We start from the raw sequence: 19,875 nt of genomic DNA on the forward strand, positions 1-19,875 counted from the left end.
AAAAAGGCGGCAAACTCATTAGAGGCCCGCACTTTCTGTGCCTTTCTCAGCTAACTTTTGCTAATTTGACCCTACATATCGAGGATGATTGGTAGGTAATAATAAAGCAATAGCAGCGGATTCTATCACTCGTTGTCTGCTTCACTTTACGGCTGGAAACGTTTCCATAAGTGCGTGTTAGCTCACAGACAATCGGCTCGAAAAGTATATTATCAGCGCAAAACGAATCATATTTAGGTGTGCGGTTATGACTGAAAAAGTTCTATATACACTGACAGGGACACGTTCTCAACTGATTGTCGAGGTGGGTGAGTATGCAGAAATACTCCATTGGGGTAAGCCTTATATTGGTGATCTAACCCAAGCTCGCACTGCGCTGCATCGCCCTGTACCTTATGGGCGGTTGGATACTGATATTCCAGTGACACTAGCCCCTGAACTCGGTCGCGGCTCATTCGGCAGCTCAGCACTTGAAGGCCACAGGCATGGGCACGACTGGGCTCCGGTCATGAAAGTATTCAAAGTCGAGCAAGATGATCATGGGCTCAAACTCTACAGCGAAGACACCCTTGCCGGGCTTGAGTTAGTCAGTGAGCTTTACCTAGATCAGCATGATGTGATTAAAACTCGCCATACTCTGCGCAATATCGGCCAAGGTAGCTATCAAGTGTCTCGATTGGCCAATACCTTGCCCCTACCTAGCCGAGTAAAAGAACTGATGACTTACCATGGCCGATGGGTCTATGAGTTTCAAACCAGCCGCCAAAAACTCACCCAGGGCGGCTATCAACAAGAGAACCGTCGTGGCCGAACCTCACACGAACACTACCCGGCCCTCGTCGCCGGTACGGAGCACTTTACTGAACTCTCTGGTGATGTCTTTGGCTTCCACTTGGCTTGGAGTGGCAATCACCGAATGCGCGTAGATGTCAAGGCGGATGGCCGCAGGGTCATGCAAGGTGAAGCCATCTATCTACCGGGTGAGATTGACCTGAGTGAGGGTCAGTCTCTATCCTCACCTTGGCTCTACGCCACCTATAGCGGCGATGGTTTGAATCAAATGAGTCACCACTTTCACAACCATGTGCGCGAGTCGATTCTTCCAGCCGAGTTCCGCGCCAAGCCGCGCCCAATACACTTAAACACTTGGGAAGGTATCTATTTTGAGCACGATCCAAACTACATCATGCAGATGGCGGCCCAATCGGCACAAATGGGCGTTGAGCGCTTTATCATTGATGATGGTTGGTTCGATGGACGCAATGGCGATGCGGCCGGATTGGGTGACTGGTTCTTGGATGAAGCTAAGTACCCTGATGGCCTTGAGCCCATCATAGATCATGTCAATCAACTTGGCATGGAGTTTGGCTTGTGGTTCGAACCTGAGATGGTCAACAAAAACTCAGATTTATATCGCAACCACCCAGATTGGTTATTGGAAGTCAAAGGCTACGACCAACCCACCGGCCGCAATCAATACGTGATTGACTTGAGTAATCAAGACGCGTTCGATTTCTTATTTCAGCGACTGGATTTCTTTCTGACCAAGTACAACATTGCGTATATCAAGTGGGATATGAATCGCGAGGTGGTTCAGCCAGGTCACCGAGGCAAAGCCGCTGGTAATGCTCAGGTTGAACGCTACTATGCATTAGTCGATAAGGTTCGCGCTCACCACCCTGATGTCGAGATAGAGTCCTGCTCGGCGGGCGGCGGTCGTATCGACTATGAGGTACTCAAACGCACTCACCGCTTCTGGGCATCCGACAATAATGATGCCCTAGAGCGCCAAACGATACAGCGCGGAATGAGCTACTTTTTCCCACCTGAAGTGATGGGTAGTCACATTGGCGCAAGCCACTGTCATAGTACGCGCCGCCGACACAGTATTGAGTTTAGGGGACTGACTGCGCTGTTTGGCCATATGGGCATTGAGCTTGACCCGGTTAAAGAGTCTGAACAAGAGAAACAGGGCTTCGAGCGCTATGTTAAGCTGCACAAATCACTGAGAGACCTGCTTCACAGTGGTGACACTTGGCGAATCCCGACCGATGATGATGCCCATCAAGTGCAAGCGGTCATCGCTCAAGATCAATCTCAGGCTGTTGTCATCGTTGCACAACTGGCCATGCCAACCAATGCATTGAGTGGCCATCTCAGGATCCCAGGACTTGATCCCGAGGTGCTCTATCAAGTGTCGTTAATCGACCAGCCTGAAAATTACCAAGACATTGTCAACTACCAACCCCCATGGACCGTGGATGGCTGCCAACTCACCGGCGCGTGGTGCGCTGATATCGGCCTCACCATGCCAATACTGGATGCAGAAACCGCTGTATTGATAAAGTTGGATAAGATTAACTAATCCAATCTTGAGCTAAATTAATGCCACCTTGACCTAACCGGCCGTAGTGTTTTTATCACTACGGCGTTTGCTGTGTAAAATCAGTCAATTAACACCATCATCAATATATCTTACTGTTTTGTAATGCATTACATCAAACTATATTGAATGAAGCACAAAATACCCGCTCAAGATCTCACTTTCGATCTTTCGCTGGAAACGTTTCCATAAGAGCGTTTGCGATCACAGTAAATCACCACTCCACTCATTAGTATCTGTATCGAAACTTATAAATAAAAGGCCAATGTTGCATGCTCTAGTTAGGAGAGCAGTGATAAGCCTAAGGAAACAAAATGTCTCAAAATATTAGCTTAAAAACCAAAGCCTCATACGGCTTAGGTGCATTGGGTAAAGACTTTGCTTGCGCACCGATTTACATCTTCCTTATGTTCTATTTCACCGACGTCGCCGGGCTATCAGCCGCCTTTGTCGGCACCATTTTTTTAGCCGCTCGTATCATTGACGCCATCACCGATCCTATGATGGGCGTCATCGTTGACAATACTCGCTCACGTTTTGGTAAATTCCGCCCCTGGATTGTGATCGGTACGCTGCTCAATGCGGTTGTTCTTGTCGGTCTTTTCAGTACTCATATGTTTGATGGTAAGGCACTTTACATCTATGCGGCTGCCGCTTATATCTTGTGGGGCCTGACCTACACCATTATGGATATCCCATACTGGTCACTGATCCCTGCCCTATCAAGCTCGCGTAAAGAGCGTGAGAAACTGGTTGTTTGGCCACGTTTATTTGCCAGCCTTGCATGGTTTGTTACCGGTACGTACGGCCTACATATCGTTGGTGAGCTTGGTAACGGTGACCAGGGTCAAGGCTTCTTTAACATGGCGATGCTGATTGCAGTACTGTTTGTCATGAGTGCCTTCCTAATTGCCCGCAACGTAAAAGAAAAGACTGCAGCCGTCACCAATACGCCAGTTGAAAAATTCACTTTTAAAGACGTTCTGACCATTATCGGTAAAAACGATCAATTGAAGGCGCTGATTGGTACGGTTCTCTCTTTCCAAATTGCCAACCTTCTGGTCGGTGGCTTTGCTATCTACTACTTCTCTTACGCACTGGGCAACCCTGAGCTGTTCCCTATCTATATGATGGTGGCGGGCGCAGCTGAAGTGGCAGGTGTATTCTTGTTCCCTCGTATTGCCGCTGCCCTACCGCGCAAAAACCTGTGGCTAATCGCGTGTGGCTTCCCAATTCTGTCATGCCTAGTGCTACTGATCATGGGTGTCATGGTACCGGGTAACGCAATGATGATTGGTGTTGCTGGCGCGGCGATCAAGTTCGGTGTCGGCATTGCTAACGCACTGCAAACCGTTATGCTAGCGGACGTGGTTGACTACGGTGAGCACAAAACTGGCCATCGCAGTGAGAGCGTTATCTTCTCAGTGCAAACTATGCTGGTTAAATTTGCCGGCGCTGCGGGTGGCTTTATTGTTGGTGTAGGTCTGTCAGTTGTGGGCTACGTACCAAACGTTGAGCAAGCAGAGAGCACCATTGCTGGTCTGCATTTTATGATGGTAGGCCTACCTGCAATCCTAATGCTGATCAGTGGCCTAATTTACAAACGCTTCTACCACTTACATGAGGGCTTTGACAAGCAAGCTTACCAAGCCAAGCAAAAAGTGGTAAACGCTCAACCTGTAGAGGCCTAAATCGCAGATTTAATTTAAGTCTTTCACGATATTTTAGCCATCTCTACGAGATGGCTTTTTTGCGTTTATCGAGACAAATATTTTCGTCGAAGCGGATAGTTACTCTTTTGTAGCCAGCAACATACTAGAGTATCGCCACCGCTTTGACCTGAGCCCACACATATGAGCCAACCTTAAGTTCCAGCATCCGGACAGAGTGCTGCGTGATCAAAGCCAGTAAACTTTGGCCACTTTCCAACTCTAGTGACAGCAAGGCCTCACCAATAGCCACGTCCGGTACGATAGACAACACCTTGGCCGCAAGTATGTTCATTATTGATGAGTCGACCGCCCTAGAGGTTGTGACACTGACATCACTGGCAAGCACCTCGCAACGTACTTCTCGACCGATGGCAAGTGGCAGACTTGCGACCCACAAGGCTGTATGACCATTAGTGAGTAGAGTGAGACCGTCTTGACTGTGCTGCGCGACGAGCATCTTGAGTAATGAGCGCTGCGCTGTAGCATCGTGGGTATCCAGCATCATAGGTAAGCAGGCACTTACTTCACCTTGCTGCTTAACCTTTCCCTGTGCCATCACCACCACATGATCGGCAAGCTTGATGACCTCTGACACACTGTGAGTGACATAAATGATCGGTACCTGACTCTCTCGAGTCAGGGTTTCTAGATACGGCAGCACCTCGCTTTTTCTTGAGCTGTCCAAGGCCGCGAGTGGCTCATCCATTAATAGTAACTTTGGAGTCATCAACAGTGAGCGGGCGATCGCTACCCGCTGTTTTTCCCCACCAGACAGTCCACTCAGTGAGCGCTTAAGAAGATCAGACAAGCCAAGCAGGCTGACTAATTGTTCGAAGGTTTGCGCCTGCTTTGGCGTCATTTTCCGCCCTTGAAGGGCAAAACAGATATTCTGTCGGACGTTTAGGTGGGCAAACAGCGCAGATTGCTGAAACACATAGCCAATATTACGCTGATAAGTGGGCAAAAACGCTTTGCCGCACTTTGACTGCCACACCTCGCCATTGACCATCACTTGGCTGTTATTCAACCTCGACAACCCCGCCAGCGCGCGCAAGGTGGTGGTTTTACCACACCCAGACTCACCGAAGAGGACCGAGACCCCTTGCATCGGTAGTTTCAGGTCTTGTTTAAGCTCAAACGTGTCATAGCGAGCATTCAATTGCATCTCTATCATTAAATGCCCTCTTTTTGAGTGGCATAGCGATTGAGTTTGTTAGCGCTTAACAGGGCAATAAACGAGAATACCAACAAGGCCATGGATAGGTAGTGCGCCTCGGCAAACTGCATCGATTCCACCAAGTTATAAATCTCAACCGACATCACCCGAGTTTCTCCAGGAATATTGCCACCAATCATCAACACAATGCCAAACTCACCCAGCGCGTGACAAAAACCAATAATCATCGCCGAAAAGACAAATGGCCATGACAAAGGCAGCGCTACTTTAAAAAACACCCTCAGCGGTGAGCAGCCTAAGGTGGCTGCCGCCTCAAATGGTTCCTTACCCAAGCCTTCAAAACCATTACGCAGTGGCAGCACCACGAAGGGCATGGTGTGGATCACACACGCCAAGACGATACCACTAAAACTAAACGGCAAGGCACCAATCCCTAAATAAACTAGTGCTTGACCAAGTAGACCGTTGGGGCTAAACGCCACTAGCAGATAAAACCCCAGCACGGTTGCTGGCAATACCATTGGCAGAGTAACCAGACTTGCCACCAACTCACGATAGCCAGACTGAGTTTGGGATAACCACCAAGCAATGGGTACACACACCAGCAGCAATACTAAGGTAACAACAAGGGCGAGCTTGAGCGTCAAAAAGATAATTGACCATTCGAGCATAATGCCCCCTTAAGCGCCACCAGGAATGCTGTAGCCAAAATCGGTGATGATCGATTGCGCTTGGGGAGAATGGATAAAGTCGATAAAGTCTTGCGCGCTATCACGGTTACGTGTTGATTTGATCAACACCGCGTCTTGTAAGATATTTGGGTATGAATCGCTTGGCACAACCCAGTAACGACCATCTAATGTACTCTCTGGGTTTAGCACTTGAGATAGGGCTAAAAAGGCAAACTGGCTATTGCCTGTCGCAGCAAATTGATAGGTGGCATTGAGACCTTTACCATAGATAAAGCGCTTCTCATTGGCTTGATAGATACCAATATTTTGCATAAAGGCTTTTGCTGCGGCTCCGTACGGCGCCACTGCAGGCTCTGGCATTGCGACACGCCCACTAAGTTTTAGCGGCTCATTGGGACTAGGCTCCGCCCAGTCAGCGCTTTGTGACCAAAGCACGAGCGTGCCCATGGCATAGCTAAATCGCTTCTCTGCCTTGCCTTGCTCTTCAAGATAAGTGGGTCTTGCTTGATCCGCAGAGAAAAACAGATCAAAGGGCGCGCCGTGGTCAATCTGTGTGGCCAGTTGACCACTACTGCCCGTCGAAAGAGTGACCTTAATATTGTGCTGCGCCTCATAGTCTGCCGCCAGCTTTTGCATTGGCACATAAAAGTTATTGGCCACGGCGATCTTGAGTTCGCTCGCCGCTTGGGCGTTGAATGTCAGCACAAAAGCACTGATAAATACCAACCAAGTAAGAAAAAAACGTAATAATTTGCTCTTGCTTCCTTGCATAGTGACTCTCCTATAGTCCTTTAATCCATTCGCGCTGCAGGTACTGCTTAGCACGCTTATTGTGCAATGCTCTGATTGAGGGCAACGCCTCATCGAAACTGGCGGATTGCGGCGGTTTTTCGTCGTGACGGATCAAGATATGAAAACCTAACTCAGTTTGGATCGGGGCGCTGATAACGCGATTCGGTAACCACTGCAACGCCGACTCTAGCTGTGGGTAAAGTTTCCCCTCTTCACACCACCCAAGATGACCGCCCTCTACCGCACTCGGACACTCGGAATGACGCAGCGCCATATTGGAGAAATTGTCCAGCGTCAGCTCAGTATACAGCTGATTGATCCTCTCCTTGGCTGCTGCCAAGGTATTCTCGGCAAAATCCTCATTGATAGTCAGCAGGATCTGACTCACATCCCAACAGCGCTTACGCGAAAATTTGTCTTGATGGCGGAAGTAATACTCATACGCATCTTGCTGCGCCAACTCAGGTACGTTTGTGCTCACCATCTCCAACACGGCATTGCACAATAGCTCTTGTCTGAGAATATCGCGCAGTGAAGCCTCATCAATATGGTGCTTTTCTAGCATCATGTGGTACTGATAAATATCACCACACTGCTCGACAATCTCCGTCATGGCCTGCTTTATTTGTTCATCAGCAATGTGCACCACTCGCGCCTCGCCAGAGCTGCAGATTTTTCGTTGTAGGTTGAGCGTTTGCTCGGCCAAGTTATTGATGTATTGCTGTTCATTGCTTTCTAACTCACTAAGGTTTAGCGCAAACTTTTCTTGCGCTAACTTCAAACACTGGTAGTGATGAGCGACCTTACTGAGGTCTTGATTGGTATTCATAGCTGTCCCTCGCTTAGCTCGCAATTGATGCTGAGGCCCCGTGGCTAGTTGCTTGTAATTGGCTAGGTGCTTGCAGCGCGCCTTGAGCAAGCCAGATCCAATGCCCTTTGGCTAGGACTAGATAGTTGATCAACCCCGTCTCCAGATCGCGTTTGATCTGACGGATCTCTACCCACTCACCCTTCTCGGAGAAAATTTGACCGTTGTGGGCTAGGCTCGCCGCTAATCTCACCTTTTGTTTACGGTGAAATGGGTTTTCATGCCAAGGCAGCGTGCTGCAAATCAGCTCCTCATTGCGCACGCCAATCTCGCGATCCTCACTGGGAAAGTAGACGCGATAAATGACCTGATCCTGGAGGAAGAAGCCCATGCTGCGCACATAACCTACCTCTCCGGCATTAACCAATCGCTTACCTTTTCCCAGCTCTTCGCCCAGCGTGCCATCACTGCGAATGGTTCGCACTACTCTCACTTCATCGCCGATCTCAAAACGTATCTTGGTTTCCATACACTTCCCTCTTCATCATGCCTAGCCGGTTAAACTCTCACTGCAATCATTGCTTTCTTCGCTTTCATTACAGTCGTTGCAAGAACCACACCGACTTGGTGCTAACGGTGCGCGCTCGCCCGACCAAACGCGATAATAGGCTTTGACAAAGGCACGTTGATACTGGCTAAAGGTTGGCTCTTGGCCGTTTCCTAATTGATAGCCCTCTAGTTGAGTGGCGAACTCGCGCAGCAGTGAAACCCGCTTACCGGCCAGCTCACTAGGGTCATAGTCAACGCCAAAGGTGGTAAAGTAGCTCTCTAGCGTGTCTAACTGCTCGATCGTGTCTCTCGTGGTTCGGCTCATCCCCACCCTCCTGCTACGACTTGTTGATACAAACCCTCGATATCGTGTTGAGAGGGAATCCGTTTGTGCTGCTCGCTCCAACTAGAGAGCGCTTTGGCAAACTGACGTTGCTGCCCTGCATCGGCTTGAATGCCAATCTGATTGAGCAAAGTTGATAGCGCTCGCCCACCGGAATGCTTACCAAGCACAAGGCGATGCTCTCGACCGACAATCTGTGGATCAAACGCCTGATAGTTAGTTGGATGCTTGAGTATGCCATCGACATGAATGCCCGACTCGTGAGTAAACACCTTGTCCCCGACAATCGATTTGTGCGGTGCATAGCCTTGCCCCGAGCAGCGTTTGGCCAGCTTACACAATGCCGGCAACTGCGCCAAATCGATGCCAGTCCTGCGCTGCTTTAACACTTCTAAGGCAACACTCACTTCTTCTAGCGGTGCATTGCCCGCCCGTTCGCCCAAGCCCATTAAGGTGGTATTGACTGACTGAGCTCCCGCTGACACCGCCGCCAACGCATTGGCTGTTGCCAAGCCCAAATCGTTATGTGGGTGCGCTTCAACCGGCACCTTACTCGCATTGACCAAGCGTGACATGCGCTCAAAAGTGGAAAACGGGTCTAAGATCCCTAACGTATCAGCAAAGCGCAGTCGATGAATCTCGGCGGCCTCTGCAGTCTGAGCGATCAGCGTTAAATCTTCATCCTTAGCCCTAGACGCGTCCTCAAGCCCAACACTGACCTTAAAGCCTGCGTTAATCGCCTGACGGCTTAAGCTGCATAACTTATCTAACATGGCATCAAGGCTAAGTCCCAACTTGTATTTAAGCTGCTGCTCAGACGCTGGCAGGGAGATATTAATCCAATCGACCTGGGTCGCCATACAGGCATCAAGGTCTGACTGAGTCATTCGTGACCACACCATCAACTCAGCATCCGGAAGGGCTTGTCTGATCAGGTTAATCCCGTGACGCTCCGCTGCGCCCATCGTCGGAATACCTACCTCGAGACTCGTCACCCCCGCCTGATTAAGCGCTTTAGCTAAGGTGAGCTTTTCACCAGTGGTGAAGGCCACCCCTGGGCTCTGCTCCCCATCGCGCAGGGTGGTGTCGTTAATGACAACTGGCAAGCTTTGCTCCATCAACACTCCCTAGCCATACACTGGCGCAAAGTCTTCATCACGACGCTGGTTCTTATCACTGTCCCAATATGGGGAAAGATCACGCAGCTGAGCGACAATCTCAGGCAAGTGCTTAAGCACCTGATCGACCTCTTCCTCTGTGGTGAACTTAGACAGCGAGAATCGCAATGTGCCATGGGCTGCAGTCAGCGGCACCTGCATCGCCTTCATCACATGTGATGGCTCTAAAGAGCCGGATGTACACGCCGAACCTGACGAAGTCGCAATCCCTACTTGGTTGAGGAGCAGCAACAGTGCCTCGCCTTCAATATACTCAAAGGCAATATTACTGGTGTTGGGCACTCGGTGATGGATATCTCCAGTGACAAAGCAGTGTGAAATGGTGTCAAGCAGGCCGAGCTCGAGCTTATCGCGCAGCGCCTCAATTTTAGCGCTGCAGTTAGCCATCGATTCCAGTGCGAGTTCAGCCGCTTGGCCCATACCGATAATAGAGGCCGCGTTCTCTGTGCCGGCGCGGCGGCCACGCTCTTGATGGCCACCACGCAGTAATGGGCGGAATTTGGTGCCGCGTTTTAGATACAAGGCGCCGACCCCTTTCGGTCCATGAAACTTATGCGCCGAGATAGACAACATATCAATGTGCGTATCGGCAACAGTGTATTTGATCTTACCTGTAACCTGCACCGCATCAACGTGGACCTGGATTTGATACTGCTTGGCTAGGCGGGCAATGCGTTCGACCGGGAACAGAGTACCGGTTTCATTATTCGCCCACATCACCGACACAATCGCGACATTTTCACTTAACGCATCGATAAGCTTTGGCATATCCAATCGGCCCTGCGCATCGACGCCAATCCAGTGCACCTTGTAGCCTTTGCGCTCAAGGTATTGGCAAAGCGATAATGTCGCAGGGTGCTCAACGACGCTAGTGACGATCTCCTTTCGCTCTGGAAACGCTTCCAAAGCTGATAGAATCGCGGTCGCCGTTGCCTCAGTGGCAGAGCCGGTAAATACCACCTCACTGTCGAGCTCAGCACCGAGCAAGTCCGCCACCTGCTTGCGGGCTTTCGCCACGGCTTTGCCTACCTTAGCGCCCACTTGGTGAATCGACGACGGGTTGCCGTACAACTCGCTCAGATAAGGCAGCATCGCCTCTAGCACGCTGGGGTCAATTTTGGTGGTGGCATTGTTATCAAAGTAACAAAACGGTTGAGTTGTATTAGCCATGGTAAGTGCCCTCTTTTTGTGCTTCCTGCGCGACTGGAAAAACGGTGATGCTGCGTCCCAAGCGTTTGGAGACCTTGTCTTCAATATTTTGCGCCGTCATGCCGGCCATGCCACAGCCCGAGCACGCTCCCTCGAGAGAGATAAACAACAGATCGTTATCAAACTCCACCAGGCTAACTTGGCCACCGTCGGCCTCGATGGACGGACGTACCTCGGCTAGTACCTGCTCAACCAGCTCTAGATCACTCATCTCACCATCTGGTTGTCCGATCTGCGTCAAACAGTCCTCGAGCACCAGCTCAATCTTTTCATGACACGATGAGCAGCCGCCTCCGGCTTTGGTGTAGTTAATCACCTCATCAAGCGTCGTCAGCTTGTTTTCACTCACAACCTTACGAATTAGCACATCATCGATGGCAAAACATTTACAGATCAACTCACCCTCTTCATGGTGATCGCTGATCTCTTCGCCCCGATAATTGGCAATCGCCGCTTCCAGCGCTTCCATCCCCATGACCGAGCAATGCATTTTCTCTGGTGGTAGACCGTCCAAATAGTCGGCAATGTCCTGATTGGTCAACTGACTGGCCTCATCAAGGGTTTTGCCAATGATCATGGTGGTCAACGCCGATGAAGATGCGATGGCACTGCCGCAACCAAAGGTTTGAAAACCCGCGTCTTGAATCACCTCGGTGTCCGGTTCAACTTTAAGGGTCAGGCTCAACGCATCGCCGCAGCTTAACGAGCCCACCTCACCGACGGCGTTCGCTTCCTTAACCACCTTGGCGTTATTTGGGGAAAAAAAGTGCTGCTTCACTTTGTCTGAATAGTCCCACATAACCACTCCTTAGATTTAAAATTTGCTAATGAATTCCCTTTTCGTTTCAGTTGCAAAGAACGATCCAGTGCACAATTTTTAATGTAGTTGGCTGGGAACTCGTGAGTGATTCGAGGTTTTTAACCCTATATTGCTTGTAATAGGCGGCTATATGCGCGCTTTAACGGGTCTTTTGAACTCTTCAGCGCAAAAATATGTCAGGGGGGGTTGGAGAAAAGTTGTCGAGTTTGTCATTGATTTGTCCTAAAACCGACAAGGACACTTGTCGGTTTTAGGACAGGGCCTCAATTACCTAAGTAACAAGCTACTTAGGTAACAAGCAACCCGGGGAAACCAGCGAGTTAGGCCGCAAACGTAAAGCAGTTTTTGCTGCAGACCTTTTCGCAAGATTGGCAGCCAATGCAGTCAGAGTCGTCTTTGACTGTCATGACCATGACCAACTGATCATCGCCATAATCGTCCTCAATCTCCGATTCAATCAAATCAAACACACTGCGAGAGCAAACGTTATAGCAGCGCCCACAGCCGATACAGCGCGATTCGTCGAGTGCACTGATGTATTGAGGCGTCCATTCCTGGCCTCCTTTCGTTTTTCCTAGAGTGATGTCCATATTATCTCCTACTTTTACCAAGGCTCATCGAGAAGCGAATCAAGGTACGCCTCTCGGTCAAATTTTTGCGCTTTTGCTTCCGCAACCGCTCGCTGCAGCCACCCCTCACTGGGGTTGTCGATCTCAAATTGGATTTTTACCAAACACTGCTTAATCGCGAGCCCAGCATCGACCCTGACCGGATAGGTCTTGTTGGCGAGTAACTGTTTTAATGCTGATGCCCCACAGGCATTACAAAATACCGCGTGGCAGTCAGATAAGGCTGATACGCGTTCGGTTAAGTGCTGGTGAGCAGTCTCATTGAGCGAGAACTCGAGTGCATTGACCAGCCTGGATTCATTTTGATTGATCTCGTAGATCAAAAAGGTTCGTGCCTGACCAAAGTGTTGGTCAACGCTCTGGCGATCATGGGTCGCAAACGCCACTTTCAGTAGAGGCTCAAAGTGGTCATCGTCCACCGCTATCTCTAGTTTACGCTTCCACATGACTCACCTCGCTCGGTGTAAAGTGATAGGCGCTGACATGAGGGCTAACTTCTTGCTTATGATGGCTCATCAGGGTATTGGCTAAGCGAAACGCTTGCGTCCGAACCCCCTCGTAGCCCAGCTGCAATATGTCGGTATTACCAAACTGATTAAAACAGGGATAGCCAATCTTAACCAACGGCGTGTGAACTTGCACAAAGGGCTCTAAGTGTGAGTTGCCTAGCACTAGGTCGAGCTGATCAAGGCAAGTATCGAGCTGAGACATATCGCCCACTACCACCGGCAGTGCTGGCTGCTCACACCACTTGGCCGCATAGGTGGTGACTATCATGCGTCGATTAACCCCAAGCTCACCGAGCAATTGACTGTAGCCATAGGCAAGGTCCGGCTCAGCGACGATGGCCATCGGTGTATCCGAGAGCACAAAATGGGTATCGAGCATCGCATCCTGGGCACGCTGCCTGGCTCGCTCGATCCAGGCTGGGACCGACTTTTTGGTATACTCAGCAAGCTGCGTGACCCATTCATCCGTGCCGACAAAACCCATATCTATGCTTAGATAAGGGATAGCAAAACGGGCCTCGAGCCACCTTGCGGTAGCAAGACACGACTCCCCGAGCACGAGTGTTAAACCACTTGACGAAACCTGCTCGACTTGGCTTAACTTAGTGCCACCCGTTGAAGTGGGCGAGTAATCCTCACTCTCAAGGTGGCCATCGAGTGACAGCGAGAGATCGGGAAGGAAAATCGGCGTGAGTTCAAACGCCTCAAGGTAACGCGCGAGCAAATCAATATCAGCGGTAGTGGTAGAGACGGAGCACAACACATTGACTTGGCTCGAGTCACTGTAGGTTGGCGTTGGGTTAGCGTACAGTTTAACCACGGATTCCACCAGCTTAGCAAATCCCGTCTCCATGGTGCCCTTAAAATCGGGGGTCGAGACCGGGACGATTTTGATCTCTGACCATTCGGGATGAGCAACTTTAAAGTCTTTGATCGCGAGCCAGATATCACAGCCTTGCATCTCAACCAGGCCTGAGGTTAATACCGTAATGCACTCAACGTCTTTGTGTCGGCACAGGTTTTCAAGGGCAATCTGCAGGTTATCTTCGGTACCCATCACCGCAGCGACCTGATCAACCGCGGTATTTTGAATTGGAAACGGTTCGCGAAAATGCGAAATCAAATACACCTTGCTAAACGCACTGCAGCCTTGAGAGCCATGGATCAATGGAATGGTGTGATTAAATCCCATCGAGGCTAAGGCGGCGCCAGTAGCGGCGCTGGTTTTAAGTGGTTTGGTCGAGAGCGCGCTATTTTGGGTTCGGATGATCGTCATGGCTAAGCCTCCTTGCTAGAAAACGTTTGAGCGAGTTTGAGTGGCGTCACCTTGCTTTCGGCTTGCCATGGCGGCGCCTTACGCGCATGCTGCCAAACTGGACTTTCCAGTGTCCGCACCAGCTCCTTCGCTAGAGTCAGCATACCCCGGTAACCGGCATAGGCGTGTTCACGTTCTTGGTTGATGTCCAGGAATGGGATCTTAGCCTTGATTGCGGTGTACATATTGCGTCCGCCGGCAATCATAATGTCAGCATCATGCTCATAGCAGGTGTTAAGCAAATTGGTCGCGCCGCCTTCATCGAGCATTAAGGCTTGCTCACCCATGATCTCCTCGATGCGCTGTTTGTCTGCCGCGGTCGACTTCTTGGTGCCCGTGGCAATAACTTTGATGCCAAGCTCCTGCAACGCCGCCACCACAGACCAGGACTTCACCCCGCCGGTATAAAGTAGTGCACGCTTGCCACTCAGACGCTGCTTATACGGCGCTAGTTGCTCGCGAATCGCCTGCTCTTCACGCTCAATCACCTGCTCAACATGATCGGTAAGTTTCGGATCATTGAGTAACGCTGCAAATTGACGCAACGCTGAAGAGGTATCTTCAATGCCATAAAAGCTGCCCTCAAACCAAGGGATATCCCACCGCTCCTCAAGCTTACGCGCCACATTGATTTGTGCGCGTGAGCACACCACCATCGCCGCGTCAGCGCGATGCATGGTTTGGATTTGATGGAACTGGGTATCGCCCGCCATGCAGCACAATACACGTAAACCAAGCTCTTCAAATAGTGGTGAGACATGCCAGAACTCGCCCGCGATATTGTACTCACCAATCAACACGATATCGTGAACGGGGCGGCTTTGATCATGACGCATCAACGGTTTTGTCGGCGGCTCGGCGGTGCCGACCACCTTATCGACCATCACCTCTCCAGCGATTCGGTTACCAAAGTTCTTACTGCCATAAAAACCTGCCGCATCCACTGTGATACACGGCGTTTGCCAGCGTTTTTCTGCCAAGCGACAGATCGCCTCAACATCATTCCCCTCGAGTGCAGGTACGCAGGTAACATAGACAAACACCGCCGGTGGTTGATGGCGTTCAATCAGCTCTTTGATCGCATGCAGCAGACGTTTTTCCGCCCGTCCCATGATCACATCTTGCTCGTTAAGGTCGGTGGTAAAACCAAAACGAAACAGATCTGAGGCACTAGAGCGAGTGCCGCGGTTATCCCAGCTATTTCCGGCACAAGCAATCGGCCCATGGACCAGATGACCCACATCGGCAATCGGCAACAAACTGATTTGAGCACCATCAAAACAGCACCCTCCTGCCGTTGCGCCAGGGACGGGGCGCGAGCAACCGGTTTTTCCCCCTTTATTGTGCTCGCACGCGGGCTCATCTTGTAACTCTGAGCGCTGTTTTTTATCCATTGTGACCTCCCAATACAAAGTCGTTTACTACGCGTTTTCTCGCTATACATTTAGTAGGCGCTGCAAGAGTCAGACCACGCATGACATAGGTCACACTATGCTTGGAGCCCTTTAAATTCGGCGTTTCTAGGTTTTGTTTGGTCGACACAAGAGACAATTTGTCGGTTTTACGACAATCCCAGAAGGGGTAACAAAGTAAGGTCAGCTTCTAGCTGACCTTACAATACGAGTGTTGTGTACTGATACGGCTTACACCGTTTTAATCCAACGGGGAAAGCCAACTTTAAGCTTATCACTCAGCTGAGTGAGTTTGTCATCAGCCGGGATAGGCTGCTTGACTTTGATAGGGTGCACGCCGGCGCGGGTAACTTTGGCCGCGGCGGGTCCACCAATAGAAAGAGTGAATAGTAGGTCACAGTCTGCGATTTTTGACACCAAATATTGTGCGCGCTCCTCTCCTTTGGCGTCACTTTCAATCTCGCGCACTTCGATCAATTGATAATCTTTAGCGGTCACTTGGTAAACCAACACCCGAAGACACGAGCCAAAATGACCATCAAGCTCCTGACCATTGTTCGATGTTACCGCCACGATAACACTAGGCGTATCTTGACGTGTGCCTGTCGCAACGGGAGCAGGCGCTGCATCGCCACAGCGTGTTAGCTCACTATAGGCCGAATCAATTTGCTTGCGGGTAAACGAGCCGCTAAGCTTGGCCGTCATCGCTCGCCAGCGCTTAGGGGCTAATTGGCTGAGCGATTGCTGTGAAATATTGTCGCCTAGGTTGGCCTGAAGCAGTGCGATCAGGTCTGTTGGCGAGTCGTAATCTAACGCCTTAAGGGCCAACGCTAATTTCTGTGCTAACTCCGGCGCTAGGGCATGTTCAAGGCTTGGGTTTTGTTCAATACTTGTAGACATAATGCCTCCCTAAGCCGCTTGAAGACGTCGAGCTCGCACGCTGATCGGCAACTTAGGCTTGCTGGGATAGGGTTCAACAAAGTAGACGGCGCCGTTAGCGAGCACCAGTTCCCCACCCCATTTGTCTTCCTGATCAAATTCAATCGCGGTGACGATCTCCTCGAGATCTTTCTTGGCTAAATAGAGCGAAAGCTCGCCCTGCTCGGTGTACTGGATCATGACATTTGCCATAGTAACTCCTTATGATTGATAGGAAAAAGGGCTTTCTCCCCCTATGATGACCAAGAAGAGAAAGCCAAAAACCGACGAACAGCTTAACGGACTAAATCGAAGCCGTAGTCAGTAACACCAAGTTTGTTAGTTTGTCTATCGAGCTTGGTTAGGATCTCGTTGACAAGCGTTTTGAGGATGTACATACCGCCCTCATAGCCCATGGTGGTTTCTCTATGCAAGTGGTGACGGTCAAAGATTGGGAAGCCAATTCGCACTAGCGGCACTTCAAACTCTTCACCTTTCGCCAGCGTATCGCGCTCGATAAACTTGCCGTAAGAGTTACCGATCATCAGATCCGGTTTTTCAGTAAACATCAGTGAACGGAAATGCCACAAGTCTTTACCGACAAACACCTGTGCAGCGGATGAGTAAGGTGACTCAGCACACAGCGCCTCCATCTTCTTACGCCAGCGCTTGGTCGCGTTGTGACACAAGACGTGTTTCACGTCACAGCCTAGCTCAGTTAGGAACTTGACCATACCCATGAGGTAATCAGGATCGCCATAGAGAGAAACGGAAACGCCGTGTAGCCAGGTGTGTGAGTCGGTCATCATATCGACCAAACGACCTCGCTCTTTGGCAAGCTCATCAGGAATTGGCATACCCGTGATTTCCGACACCTTCATCAAGAACTCATCGGTTGAATCCAAACCGATTGGGATTGGCAAATCAGGTGTGTCTTGCTCCCACACAGTTTTAACAAACTTGCGACTCTTGACCGCATGATCAGGCTGAAGGAACAAGGTAGCTTTCGCATTTGGCGCAGACTTAACTTCACTGATTGGTGTACCACCCGCGTACATACGGTACTCACCATCGGCTGGGGTATCTAACACCTCTGATGGGTCACACAGCATCGAGTAGCTCACGCCCATCTGCTCAAGCATGCGCTTGATAACGCGATAGTTACCAAGATAGGTCTCAAAGCCAGGGACGATATTAATCTTATTCTCGCTTGCCACTTTGTAATTGCCTTTATCTTCTAGCGTGAAGTGGCGCAGCATGCCCTCAAACATCGCATCCCAGCCATTTAGATGGCTGCCGACAAAGCTCGGCGTGTGGGCAAACGGTGTCGGTACCTCTGCTGGAATAAAGCCTTTCTCTTTCGCGTTACCAATAAAGGCATTCAGGTCATCACCGATAACCTCAGCCATACAGGTGGTGGAAACCGCGATCACCTCTGGCTTGTACAGCGCGTAAGCATTTTGCAGGCCATAAAAGATATTGTCTTGGCCACCAAATACCGCGGCATCCTCGGTCATTGAGTCAGAGACACAGGCGACCGGCTCTTTGAAGTGGCGGTTAAAATAGGTTCTGAAGTACGCGACACAGCCTTGAGAGCCGTGGACATAAGGCAGCGTGTTTTCAAAGCCTAATGCACACAACACACTGCCAAGCGGCTGACACGCTTTAGCGGGGTCGATGGTAATGTGTTTGCGTTCGAAATTCAGTTTTGCGTATTCGGCTGACGTGGTCCAGTCAAAGACCTCCTTGACCTTGTCAGCATCGGCTAGCTGCTCAAAGCTTTGGCGCTTTTCAGCCAGCATGGTTTGGTAATCTTCATCATTAAACAGCGGAAAACCCGGTTTAATATCATCTACATTTTGTGTCATAGCTTATCTCCTACCACGTCACTCATCCGTGAACGGTGGCTCGGTTATTCGCATTGTTCAGCATGGTGCCCAAAGGGTTACGCTGATTCCGCCAGTGGTGTTTCTTGTTGCTCAACGAGCCATGGTGCTTTCATTTTGCCCCAACATGGGTTGTTGAGGGTCAGGTCCATATCGCGAGCAAAAATCGCGAAACCATCAACGCCATGGTAAGGACCGGAATAGTCCCAGCTGTGCATTTGACGGAATGGGAAGCCCATTTTTTGGAACACGTATTTCTCTTTCACACCCGAACCAATCAGGTCTGGATTGAGCTTTTTAACAAACTCTTCCAACTCGTAGCTCGACGCATCATCAAACAGTAAGGTGGCTTCTTTCATCTCTGGGACAGTTTTGACGTAGTCATCATTGTGGGCAAACTCATAACCTGCACCGACGATGTCCATACCCAAATCTTCATAAGCACCGATGATGTGACGCGGACGCAGACCACCCACATACAGCATGACCTTCTTACCCTCAAGGCGTGGACGATACTTATCCACCACCGCTTGCCACTGCTCTTGATAACGGGCAATCACCTCTTCAGTGCGTGCCTGGATTTTTTCATCGAACATAGCGGCGATCTTACGCATTGACTCAACGATTTTAGTTGGACCAAACAGGTTGTATTCCAACCAAGGCACACCGTGTTTTTCTTCCATGTAACGCACGATGTAGTTCATTGAGCGGTAACAGTGAACCAGATTGAGTTTCACCTTAGGCGTATTCTCCATCTCGGTTAACGTACCGTCACCCGACCATTGAGCGACCACGCGCAGCCCCATGTCTTCGAGAATGATACGCGATGACCAAGCATCACCACCGATGTTGTAGTCACCAATGATGGCCACATCGTAATCGGTTGACTCAAACTCAATTTGGTCTGCTTTGTTTAATACATGGTCACGAATTGTATCGTTGGCGATGTGGTGACCAAGCGATTGTGATACGCCGCGGAAACCCTCACAGCGCACTGGTACAACCGTTTTACCCAGTTGCTCAGTTTTGCTCTTCGCCACCGCCTCAATATCATCACCAATCAGACCGACCGGACATTCAGACTGAATCGAGTAGCCTTTGACCAGTGGGAACAGCGCATCGATTTCATCAATCGCGGCTTCCAATTTCTTATCTCCACCGAACACGATATCGCGCTCTTGGAAATCAGTGGTGAAGTTCATTGTGCCAAAGGTATCGACACCGGTTGTACCTGTGTAGTAGTTACGACGTCCAGCACGCGAGTACTGACCGCAACCCACGGGGCCGTGAGAAATATGCACCATATCTTTCACCGGTCCCCAGACCACCCCTTTTGAACCCGCATAAGAACAGCCACGTACTGTCATCACACCTGGCAATGACTTACGGTTGGACGTAATACACTTGGTGCTGGTTTCACTTGGGTCATTGACCGTCATGTGTTTCTTACGGTCTTCACGCGCGACCTCGGGGTAAACCTCCAAGATCTCATCAATCATGGCTTGCGTGTCTTGTTTATTCATCGACATCCTTGCCTCCCAAT

General features: G+C 50.2%; 19 protein-coding genes. 2 read left to right on the forward strand and 17 right to left on the reverse strand.

Annotation, left to right across the window (positions count from 1 at the left end; all coding sequences use genetic code 11):
* Window positions 1–247 precede the first annotated feature (247 nt).
* Window positions 248–2,365 (forward strand): alpha-galactosidase, encoded by a 2,118-nt coding sequence (locus tag ACZ5R2_RS12580; RefSeq protein ID WP_464899721.1) that lies wholly within the window; start codon window positions 248–250, stop codon window positions 2,363–2,365.
* 332 nt (window positions 2,366–2,697) lie between these two features.
* Entirely contained in the window at window positions 2,698–4,074 is a 1,377-nt protein-coding gene (gene melB / locus ACZ5R2_RS12585; protein ID WP_464899722.1) for a melibiose:sodium transporter MelB, read from the forward strand.
* Between the two features lie 124 nt (window positions 4,075–4,198).
* Here melB and modC read toward each other — a convergent pair whose 3' ends face one another.
* The 17 genes from modC to nifD form a co-directional block, all read right to left on the reverse strand.
* Complete coding sequence (modC, locus tag ACZ5R2_RS12590; RefSeq protein ID WP_464899723.1) at window positions 4,199–5,269, reverse strand: molybdenum ABC transporter ATP-binding protein; 1,071 nt, start codon at window positions 5,267–5,269, stop codon at window positions 4,199–4,201.
* On the reverse strand, window positions 5,269–5,943 hold the full coding sequence (gene modB / locus ACZ5R2_RS12595; protein WP_464899724.1) for a molybdate ABC transporter permease subunit: 675 nt from the start codon (window positions 5,941–5,943) through the stop codon (window positions 5,269–5,271). Before modB ends, modC begins: the two co-directional genes overlap by 1 nt.
* Window positions 5,944–5,952: 9 nt before the next feature.
* Window positions 5,953–6,735, reverse strand: coding sequence for a molybdate ABC transporter substrate-binding protein (gene modA, locus ACZ5R2_RS12600; protein WP_464899725.1), 783 nt, complete (start codon window positions 6,733–6,735; stop codon window positions 5,953–5,955).
* Between the two features lie 10 nt (window positions 6,736–6,745).
* Entirely contained in the window at window positions 6,746–7,585 is an 840-nt protein-coding gene (locus ACZ5R2_RS12605; protein WP_464899726.1) for a peptidylprolyl isomerase, read from the reverse strand.
* A 13-nt stretch (window positions 7,586–7,598) separates the two neighbouring features.
* Window positions 7,599–8,093: a nitrogen fixation protein NifZ gene (locus ACZ5R2_RS12610; RefSeq protein ID WP_464899727.1), complete on the reverse strand. Its 495-nt coding sequence runs from the start codon at window positions 8,091–8,093 to the stop codon at window positions 7,599–7,601.
* 21 nt (window positions 8,094–8,114) lie between these two features.
* Window positions 8,115–8,438 carry a nitrogenase-stabilizing/protective protein NifW gene (locus tag ACZ5R2_RS12615; RefSeq protein ID WP_464899728.1) on the reverse strand — a complete coding sequence of 108 codons (324 nt, stop codon included), beginning with the start codon at window positions 8,436–8,438 and terminating at the stop codon, window positions 8,115–8,117.
* Complete coding sequence (gene nifV / locus ACZ5R2_RS12620) at window positions 8,435–9,574, reverse strand: homocitrate synthase (RefSeq protein ID WP_464899729.1); 1,140 nt, start codon at window positions 9,572–9,574, stop codon at window positions 8,435–8,437. Before nifV ends, ACZ5R2_RS12615 begins: the two co-directional genes overlap by 4 nt.
* A 9-nt stretch (window positions 9,575–9,583) precedes the next feature.
* The gene (gene nifS, locus ACZ5R2_RS12625) at window positions 9,584–10,804 is read right to left on the reverse strand and encodes a cysteine desulfurase NifS (RefSeq protein ID WP_464899730.1); all 1,221 of its coding nucleotides are present in this window, start codon (window positions 10,802–10,804) and stop codon (window positions 9,584–9,586) included.
* Entirely contained in the window at window positions 10,797–11,642 is an 846-nt protein-coding gene (gene nifU / locus ACZ5R2_RS12630) for a Fe-S cluster assembly protein NifU (protein ID WP_464899731.1), read from the reverse strand. Before nifU ends, nifS begins: the two co-directional genes overlap by 8 nt.
* A gap of 341 nt (window positions 11,643–11,983) precedes the next feature.
* A complete protein-coding gene (fdxB, locus tag ACZ5R2_RS12635) occupies window positions 11,984–12,253 on the reverse strand; it encodes a ferredoxin III, nif-specific (protein ID WP_464899732.1) in 270 nt (89 codons plus the stop codon).
* Window positions 12,254–12,267: 14 nt separating this feature from the next.
* The gene (locus ACZ5R2_RS12640) at window positions 12,268–12,738 is read right to left on the reverse strand and encodes a NifB/NifX family molybdenum-iron cluster-binding protein (protein ID WP_464899733.1); all 471 of its coding nucleotides are present in this window, start codon (window positions 12,736–12,738) and stop codon (window positions 12,268–12,270) included.
* Window positions 12,725–14,077 (reverse strand): nitrogenase iron-molybdenum cofactor biosynthesis protein NifN, encoded by a 1,353-nt coding sequence (gene nifN, locus ACZ5R2_RS12645; protein WP_464899734.1) that lies wholly within the window; start codon window positions 14,075–14,077, stop codon window positions 12,725–12,727. Before nifN ends, ACZ5R2_RS12640 begins: the two co-directional genes overlap by 14 nt.
* 2 nt (window positions 14,078–14,079) lie before the next feature.
* Window positions 14,080–15,510 carry a nitrogenase iron-molybdenum cofactor biosynthesis protein NifE gene (nifE, locus tag ACZ5R2_RS12650; RefSeq protein ID WP_464899735.1) on the reverse strand — a complete coding sequence of 477 codons (1,431 nt, stop codon included), beginning with the start codon at window positions 15,508–15,510 and terminating at the stop codon, window positions 14,080–14,082.
* A gap of 249 nt (window positions 15,511–15,759) precedes the next feature.
* Window positions 15,760–16,428 carry a NifB/NifX family molybdenum-iron cluster-binding protein gene (locus ACZ5R2_RS12655; protein WP_464899736.1) on the reverse strand — a complete coding sequence of 223 codons (669 nt, stop codon included), beginning with the start codon at window positions 16,426–16,428 and terminating at the stop codon, window positions 15,760–15,762.
* 9 nt (window positions 16,429–16,437) lie between these two features.
* Complete coding sequence (nifT, locus tag ACZ5R2_RS12660; protein ID WP_464899737.1) at window positions 16,438–16,659, reverse strand: putative nitrogen fixation protein NifT; 222 nt, start codon at window positions 16,657–16,659, stop codon at window positions 16,438–16,440.
* Window positions 16,660–16,742: 83 nt separating this feature from the next.
* Window positions 16,743–18,314 carry a nitrogenase molybdenum-iron protein subunit beta gene (nifK, locus tag ACZ5R2_RS12665; RefSeq protein WP_464899738.1) on the reverse strand — a complete coding sequence of 524 codons (1,572 nt, stop codon included), beginning with the start codon at window positions 18,312–18,314 and terminating at the stop codon, window positions 16,743–16,745.
* A gap of 77 nt (window positions 18,315–18,391) precedes the next feature.
* A complete protein-coding gene (nifD, locus tag ACZ5R2_RS12670; RefSeq protein ID WP_464899739.1) occupies window positions 18,392–19,855 on the reverse strand; it encodes a nitrogenase molybdenum-iron protein alpha chain in 1,464 nt (487 codons plus the stop codon).
* Window positions 19,856–19,875 lie beyond the last annotated feature (20 nt).

Source organism: Vibrio sabulosilitoris (assembly GCF_055391395.1).

Excerpts from the sequence above, each read along its gene's own strand:
- ACZ5R2_RS12580 (WP_464899721.1), top strand. The coding sequence starts at position 248 with ATGACTGAAAAAGTTCTATATACACTGACAGGGACACGTTCTCAACTG.
- melB (WP_464899722.1), top strand. The coding sequence starts at position 2,698 with ATGTCTCAAAATATTAGCTTAAAAACCAAAGCCTCATACGGCTTAGGT.
- modC (WP_464899723.1), bottom strand. The coding sequence starts at position 5,269 with ATGATAGAGATGCAATTGAATGCTCGCTATGACACGTTTGAGCTTAAA.
- modB (WP_464899724.1), bottom strand. The coding sequence starts at position 5,943 with ATGCTCGAATGGTCAATTATCTTTTTGACGCTCAAGCTCGCCCTTGTT.
- modA (WP_464899725.1), bottom strand. The coding sequence starts at position 6,735 with ATGCAAGGAAGCAAGAGCAAATTATTACGTTTTTTTCTTACTTGGTTG.
- ACZ5R2_RS12605 (WP_464899726.1), bottom strand. The coding sequence starts at position 7,585 with ATGAATACCAATCAAGACCTCAGTAAGGTCGCTCATCACTACCAGTGT.
- ACZ5R2_RS12610 (WP_464899727.1), bottom strand. The coding sequence starts at position 8,093 with ATGGAAACCAAGATACGTTTTGAGATCGGCGATGAAGTGAGAGTAGTG.
- ACZ5R2_RS12615 (WP_464899728.1), bottom strand. The coding sequence starts at position 8,438 with ATGAGCCGAACCACGAGAGACACGATCGAGCAGTTAGACACGCTAGAG.
- nifV (WP_464899729.1), bottom strand. The coding sequence starts at position 9,574 with ATGGAGCAAAGCTTGCCAGTTGTCATTAACGACACCACCCTGCGCGAT.
- nifS (WP_464899730.1), bottom strand. The coding sequence starts at position 10,804 with ATGGCTAATACAACTCAACCGTTTTGTTACTTTGATAACAATGCCACC.
- nifU (WP_464899731.1), bottom strand. The coding sequence starts at position 11,642 with ATGTGGGACTATTCAGACAAAGTGAAGCAGCACTTTTTTTCCCCAAAT.
- fdxB (WP_464899732.1), bottom strand. The coding sequence starts at position 12,253 with ATGGACATCACTCTAGGAAAAACGAAAGGAGGCCAGGAATGGACGCCT.
- ACZ5R2_RS12640 (WP_464899733.1), bottom strand. The coding sequence starts at position 12,738 with ATGTGGAAGCGTAAACTAGAGATAGCGGTGGACGATGACCACTTTGAG.
- nifN (WP_464899734.1), bottom strand. The coding sequence starts at position 14,077 with ATGACGATCATCCGAACCCAAAATAGCGCGCTCTCGACCAAACCACTT.
- nifE (WP_464899735.1), bottom strand. The coding sequence starts at position 15,510 with ATGGATAAAAAACAGCGCTCAGAGTTACAAGATGAGCCCGCGTGCGAG.
- ACZ5R2_RS12655 (WP_464899736.1), bottom strand. The coding sequence starts at position 16,428 with ATGTCTACAAGTATTGAACAAAACCCAAGCCTTGAACATGCCCTAGCG.
- nifT (WP_464899737.1), bottom strand. The coding sequence starts at position 16,659 with ATGGCAAATGTCATGATCCAGTACACCGAGCAGGGCGAGCTTTCGCTC.
- nifK (WP_464899738.1), bottom strand. The coding sequence starts at position 18,314 with ATGACACAAAATGTAGATGATATTAAACCGGGTTTTCCGCTGTTTAAT.
- nifD (WP_464899739.1), bottom strand. The coding sequence starts at position 19,855 with ATGAATAAACAAGACACGCAAGCCATGATTGATGAGATCTTGGAGGTT.